This is a genomic window from Kitasatospora sp. NPDC022856, assembly GCF_055561235.1.
In genome coordinates this window covers 94,125-100,633 of the sequence record NZ_JBVHHE010000027.1, presented here as the reverse complement: position 1 = coordinate 100,633, position 6,509 = coordinate 94,125, and the positions used below count along the sequence as shown (strand labels likewise).

Annotated in this window: 5 protein-coding genes and 1 pseudogene; all 6 read left to right on the top strand. The window is 75.7% G+C overall.

The window, feature by feature from the left end:
• Positions 1–209 (top strand): annotated as a pseudogene (locus tag ACZ34W_RS28715) (electron transfer flavoprotein subunit beta); the annotation flags it as partial.
• A gap of 44 nt (positions 210–253) precedes the next feature.
• Positions 254–1,216, top strand: a complete 963-nt coding sequence (locus ACZ34W_RS28710; RefSeq protein ID WP_329490786.1) for an electron transfer flavoprotein subunit alpha/FixB family protein — start codon at positions 254–256, stop codon at positions 1,214–1,216.
• Between the two features lie 219 nt (positions 1,217–1,435).
• The gene (locus tag ACZ34W_RS28705) at positions 1,436–2,857 is read left to right on the top strand and encodes an acyl-CoA synthetase (protein ID WP_329490788.1); all 1,422 of its coding nucleotides are present in this window, start codon (positions 1,436–1,438) and stop codon (positions 2,855–2,857) included.
• A 304-nt stretch (positions 2,858–3,161) separates the two neighbouring features.
• Complete coding sequence (locus ACZ34W_RS28700; RefSeq protein ID WP_329490789.1) at positions 3,162–4,058, top strand: C40 family peptidase; 897 nt, start codon at positions 3,162–3,164, stop codon at positions 4,056–4,058.
• 481 nt (positions 4,059–4,539) lie between these two features.
• Positions 4,540–5,607, top strand: coding sequence for an NUDIX hydrolase (locus tag ACZ34W_RS28695; protein WP_465608192.1), 1,068 nt, complete (start codon positions 4,540–4,542; stop codon positions 5,605–5,607).
• A gap of 93 nt (positions 5,608–5,700) precedes the next feature.
• Positions 5,701–6,486, top strand: coding sequence for a DUF4184 family protein (locus ACZ34W_RS28690; protein WP_465608190.1), 786 nt, complete (start codon positions 5,701–5,703; stop codon positions 6,484–6,486).
• Positions 6,487–6,509: the final 23 nt, after the last annotated feature.

Here is a 6,509-nt window from a genome sequence, read left to right as displayed (position 1 = left end):
GCATCATGGCGGCGAAGAAGAAGCCGGTGCAGTCGTTCGACCTGGACGATCTGGGCATCGAGGCCGGTGAGGTCGGTCTGGCGGGTGCGTGGACGGCGGTGGAGTCGGTGACGGCGCGTCCGGCGCGGACGGCCGGCACGGTCGTCAAGGACGAGGGTGAGGGCGGCAAGCAGCTCGCCGCGTTCCTCGCCGAGCAGAAGTTCATCTAATCCACGCAGTTTGCGTTCCAACGATCGATCAGGAGCAACGAATCATGGCTGAGATCCTGGTTCTCGTGGACCACGCCGACGGTGTGGTCCGCAAGCCGGCCCTCGAACTGCTGACCCTGGCCCGCCGGATCGGCGAGCCGTCGGCGGTCGTGCTGGGCGCCGGTGCGGCCGCGGCCGACCTGGCCGCCAAGGCCGGCGAGTTCGGTGCGGCGAAGGTGTACGTCGCGGACGGCGCGGAGTTCGCCGACCAGCTGGTCGTCCCGAAGGTGGACGCGCTGGCCCAGATCGCCAAGGCGACCGGTGCCGCGGCGGTGCTGGTCACCTCCTCCGGTGAGGGCAAGGAGGTCGCCGCGCGGGTCGCGCTGCGGATCGGCTCCGGCATCATCACCGACGCCGTCGACCTGGAGGCCGGTGCCGACGGCCCGGTCGCCACCCAGGCCGTCTTCGCCGCGTCCTTCCAGGTGAAGTCCAAGGTGTCGCACGGCGCCCCGGTCATCACGGTGAAGCCGAACGCGGTGGCCCCCGAGGCCGCTCCGGCCGCGGGCGCGGTGGAGAACGTCACCGTCGAGTTCACCGGCAACGCCGCCAAGGTCACCTCGCGCACCCCGCGGGTCTCCTCGGGGCGCCCGGAGCTGACCGAGGCCGCGATCGTGGTCTCCGGCGGCCGCGGCGTCGGCGAGGCGGCCGGCTTCGGCGTGGTCGAGGAGCTGGCCGACGCGCTGGGCGCGGCCGTCGGTGCCTCGCGCGCCGCCGTCGACGCCGGCTGGTACCCGCACAGCAACCAGGTCGGCCAGACCGGCAAGCAGGTCTCCCCGCAGCTCTACATCGCGGCGGGCATCTCGGGCGCGATCCAGCACCGGGCCGGCATGCAGACCTCGAAGACCATCGTGGCCGTCAACAAGGACCCGGAGGCCCCGATCTTCGAGCTGGTCGACTACGGCGTGGTCGGCGACCTCTTCGCCGTGCTGCCGCAGCTCACCGGCGAGGTCCAGGCCCGCAAGGGCTGACCGCACGGCGTCGGACCGACACTGCGCGAGGGCGCGCCCGGGAACCGTCCCGGGCGCGCCCTCGCGCTTTCGCGCGGGCGGATCCCCCGCTGCCGCGGTCCGTCCCCGTGGGCCCTGGGGGTGCCCGCCGCCGGGCCCGTAGAGTCGGACGCCGGACCGGCGGCGACAGGGCCGGCGGGGACAGAGCGCCACACCGCGACCAAGGGCGAGGGCAGACGCATGACACTCTTGACGGCACTTCAGGGCGACTTCGGCGACTCCGGCGACGCGCTCCGGATCGACGGGCGGGAGCTCTCCCGCGAGCAGCTGCTGGGAGCGGCGACCGCGGTGGCCGACCGGGTGGCCGGCGCCCCCGCGCTGGCGGTGCTCGCCCGGCCCACCGCCGAGACCGTCGTCGCGGTGGTCGGCGGGCTGCTGGCCGGCGTGCCCGTGGTGCCGCTGCCGCCCGACTCCGGGCCCAAGGAGCGCGCGCACATCCTGCGGGACTCGGGCGCCGTCCTGCTCGCGCACGCCGCCGGGGACACGGTGCCGGAGACCGGGGGAGTGTCGGCGCTGCCCGTCGACCCGGCCGAGCGCTCCGCCACCCGCCACGCCGAGCCCGCGCCGGACGCCACCGCGTTCGTGCTCTACACCTCGGGGACCACCGGCGCCCCGAAGGGGGCGATGATCCGGCGCTCCGCCGTCGCCGCCGACCTGGACGCGCTGGCCGAGGCCTGGCGCTGGACCGCCGACGACACACTGGCCCACGGCCTGCCGCTCTTCCACGTGCACGGCCTGGTCCTCGGCGTGCTCGGCGCCCTGCGCACCGGCAGCCGGCTGGTGCACACCGGGCGGCCCACGCCGGCGGGCTACGCGGCCGCCGGTGCCAGCCTGTACTTCGGCGTGCCCACGGTCTGGTCCCGGCTGGCCGCCGATCCGGAGGCGGCCGGGCAGCTCGCCTCGGCCCGGCTGCTGGTCTCCGGCAGCGCGCCGCTGCCGGTGCCGGTCTTCGAGAAGCTCGCCGCGCTGACCGGGCACGCCCCGATCGAGCGCTACGGCATGACCGAGTCGCTGATCACCCTCTCCACCCGGGCGGACGGCGAGCGCCGCCCCGGCAGCGTCGGGCTGCCCCTGACCGGCGTGCGGACCAGGCTGGTCGGCGAGGAGGGCGAGCCCGTCCCGCACGACGGCGAGAGCGTGGGCGAGCTGCAGGTCGCCGGGCCGACGCTGTTCACCGGGTACCTCAACCGGCCGGACGCCAACGGGGAGGCGTGGACGGCGGACGGCTGGTTCCGCACCGGGGACGTCGCCGTGATCGGCGAGGACGGCTTCCACCGGATCGTCGGCCGTGCCTCGGTGGACCTCATCAAGAGCGGCGGCTACCGGATCGGCGCCGGCGAGGTCGAGGCGGCGCTGCGCGACCACCCGGCGGTCGCGGACGCCGCGGTGGTCGGCGCGCCCGACGAGGACCTCGGCCAGGCGGTGGTCGCCTACGTCATCCCGGACGGCACGGTGACGGGGGACCAGCTGACGGCCTTCGTGGCGGAGCGGCTCTCGGTCCACAAGCGGCCGCGGCGAGTGGTGCTGGTGTCCGAACTGCCCAGGAACGCCATGGGAAAGGTGCTCAAGAAGCAGCTGCTGGCGGAGTCGGCACTCGGGTGACGGGAGGTCACCCGGTGACGGTCGTTCATCTCTTCGACCGTCACCCCGGCGGTCCTCCTCACCTTCCGTGAACCCTTCCATTGGCGCACTCCACTGCGCGCTGTGAGCGGCCGCGTGCCTAACGTGACACGCAGGCAGAACTGAATCCCAGGGTGACGCGCCGCGGCCTCCGGTCGCAGGACCGGAAGCCGCGGCGCGTCACCGGGAACCCCTCTGCCCTCCCCGTTCAGTGTTCAGCCGGGGTTCAGCAGCGTCAGCGGTGCTGGGCAGTGCTGAGCCGCGTTCAGCAAAGGAAGACAGCAGGATGACGACCGTCAACACCGGCGCACCGGGTGCAGCCGACGACCCGACCGGGCAGACCGCCGCCACCACCGACGGGCCGGCGCGTGCCGCCCGGCCCTCCCGGGCGGCGCGGGTCCGTCGGGGGATAGGCATGGTGGCGGTGATCGCGGCCGGTGCCGGCGTGATCGGCCTCGGTACCGGGGTCAGCAGCGCGGCCGCCGAGCCGGCGCCGGCCCACGCGGGCTGGGACGGGTCGCGGTACTGGTTCAAGAACAGCCAGGGTCAGTGGCGCTGGACCAGCCACTACGACATCTACCAGGCCCGGACCGGGAGCGGTGCCAAGGCCGCGGCCCCGGCGGCCTCCTCCTCGTCCGGGGGGATCACGCAGGGCTGGGACGGTTCGCGGTACTGGTTCAGGAACAGCCAGGGCCAGTGGCGCTGGACCACCCACTACGACGTCTACCTGGACCGGACGGGTGGCGGCTCCGCCGCCGGTTCGTCCTCCTCCTCGGGCTCGGCCGGGTCGTCCGCCGGCTCCGGCTCGGTGGCCGCCGACGGGGACGTCGAGACGGCGGTGCAGTTCGCTCTCGCCCAGCTCGGCAAGCCGTTCCGGACGGCCGGCAACGGGCCGGACGGGTACGACTGCTCGGGCCTGGTGCAGCAGGCGTTCAAGCGCGGCGGCATCGCGCTGCCGCGGGTGGCCAACGACCAGTACGAGGCGACCACGCCGGTCAGCGCCAGCCAGCTGCGCCGCGGTGACCTGCTCTTCTGGTCGGACGACGGCAGCGCCCGGGGCATCCACCACGTGGCGATCTACCTGGGCAACAACCAGTACGTGGAGGCGGCCCGGCCCGGCACCAACATCCGGATCTCGGGGCTCAGCAGCGGCTACTACCCGACGCAGATGGGCCGCCCCTGAGGAGTTTGCCCGCCGGGTGACGCCCGGCCGGTCGAGCGGCTGTCCGTACGCCGCCCGACCGGCCGGGCGTCGGGGTGCCTCGGCGTTTCCGCGCCTCCGCGCTTCAGGGATTCGGCGCTCTGTCGCCGGGTCGGGCCGTCAGGGGTGCCGGGTGGGGCGCCGGGTGGGGCGCGGGGGATGGGGAGCGTGGGGCGGGTGGGGGCGCGAGAGGTGTTCAAGGGGGCGCGCGTAAGGTAGGTGGCCGCCGGTGATCAGGGGCGTGCGGACCGGCGGTCGGGCAGGCGCGCGTACCGTGGTGCGGACCGCCTGGCCTGGGCACATGCCCCTGTCACACGGCGTGGCCGGGTTCGGCCGCCGGGCCCGGTCCGCAGGTATGGGGACCGGCGCGGCGCGGGTACCACCTCGGGTGGCGCTGGTACGGCTGACGGGGGCGCCGCCCGGTGCGAACGGCATCGGGGGAAGTCGAGGGGCAGGGGACGTTGTGATCGTCTGGGTCAATGGCACATTCGGGGCGGGCAAGACGACTGCCTGCCGTGAGTTGGTGGAGCTGCTGCCGGGGAGCACGCTGTTCGATCCCGAGCTCGTCGGGTTCGGGCTGCGCGACCTCCTGCCCGCCGACCGGCTGGCCGCCGTGTCCGACCTCCAGGACCTCCCGGCCTGGCGCCGGCTCGTCCCCGAGACGGCCGCCGCGCTGCTCGGCGAGGTGCCGGGGCCGCTGGTGGTCCCGATGACGCTGCTCCGGGAGGACTACCGCGACGAGATCTTCGGCTCGCTCGCCTCGAACGGCATCACGGTGCACCACCTGGTCCTGGACCCTGAAGAAACGATCCTGCGTGCGCGTATCGCCCAGCGGGACGAGTGCCCCGGCGATCCGGAGCGCAGCGAGCGCGTCCGGCAGTGGTGCCTGGAGCACCTGCCGCGGTACCGGGCCGCCCGCCGCTGGCTCATCGAGGACGCCCGGATGGTCGACAACGGCGAGCTGACCCCGCGCGAGACCGCCGCCCGGCTCGCCCAGCTCGTCCGTGACGGCTCGGCCCGCTGCCCGATCGTCCAGACCCCGGACCCGACCGGGGACACGGTGGCCTCCGCCGTGCTGTTCTTCGACGAGCAGGACCGGGTCCTGCTCGTCGACCCGGTCTACAAGCCGGACTGGGAGTTTCCCGGCGGGGTCGTCGAGCGCGGCGAGGCGCCGACCGACGCCGCCCTCCGGGAGACCGCCGAGGAGCTGGGGCTGCGACTCGACCCGGGCACGCTGCGGCTGCTCGCCGTCGACTGGGAGCCGCGCACCGGCCCGCGCCGCGGCGGCCTGCGACTGGTCTACGACGGCGGGCTGCTGGACGCCGCCGCCCGGCAGAACCTGCTGCTCCAGCAGGAGGAGCTGCGCGGCTGGCGCTTCGTCAGCCTGGACGAGGCCGCCGCTCTGCTGCCCCCGGGCCGGTACCGGCGGCTGGCGGCCGCGCTGGACGCCCGCCGCAGCGGCGAGTTGCGCTACCTGGAGGCCGGCCGCCGGGCCGGTCTCGGCCTGGCCAGGGCGGCGGACGCGGCGTAGCGCCCGTCGTGGTGCCCGCGGCCGCGAGCCGGCGGGGCCGCCCCCGGTGCGGTTCGGGTGTGCCGGGCGGGGCGGGGGCGGGAGGATGGGGCCATGCCGTTCACACTGAGCCATCCGGCCGCCGTCCTGCCCCTGCTGCGCGCGGCGGGGGCGCGCGGCCCGCTGGTGGCCTCGGCGCTGGTCGCCGGGTCGATGGCGCCCGATGTGCCGTTCTTCCTGGAGTCGTTGCTGCCCGGCGTCTACGGGCAGGGCGGGACGACCCACCGCTGGTGGGCGGTGCCCACCGTGGACGTGGCGATCGCGGGCGTCCTGGTGGCCGGGTGGCACGGGCTGCTGCGCGCCCCGCTGCTCGCCCTGCTGCCCGACCGGTGGGCCGACGCGGCCGAGGCGCTGACGGTCCGGCGGGGCGGCGGCGCGAGTGCGGCCTGGTTCGCCGGCTCGGCGGCGCTGGGCGCGGCCACCCACGTCGGCTGGGACGCCTTCACCCACGAGGGCCGGCTGGGCGTCCGCCTGCTGCCGGTGCTGGACCGGACGGTCGCCGGGCTGCCGCTGTACACCCTGCTGCAGTACGGCAGTTCGGCGCTGGCACTGGCGGCGCTGGCCGGGCACCTGGCGCGGGCGGCCCGCGCGGTGGAGCCGGTCCGGCCCGCCCCGGCGCTCCCCGCGGGGGCCCGGCGGGCCGCCGTGGCGGTGCTCGGCGCGGCCACGGCGGCCGGGGTGGTGCACCGGCTCGTCCCGCTGCGGCGGAACCCGATCCCGGAGTTCTGCTTCGGGGCCGGCGCCGGCCTCGCGGCCGGAGCGGTCGGGTACGCGCTGGTGCACGCGGTCGCGGGGCGGGTGGCGGGCCGGCGGCGGGCGGCCGGGCGGCTGCCGGTGTGACGGCCGCCCGGCGCACCGGGGCG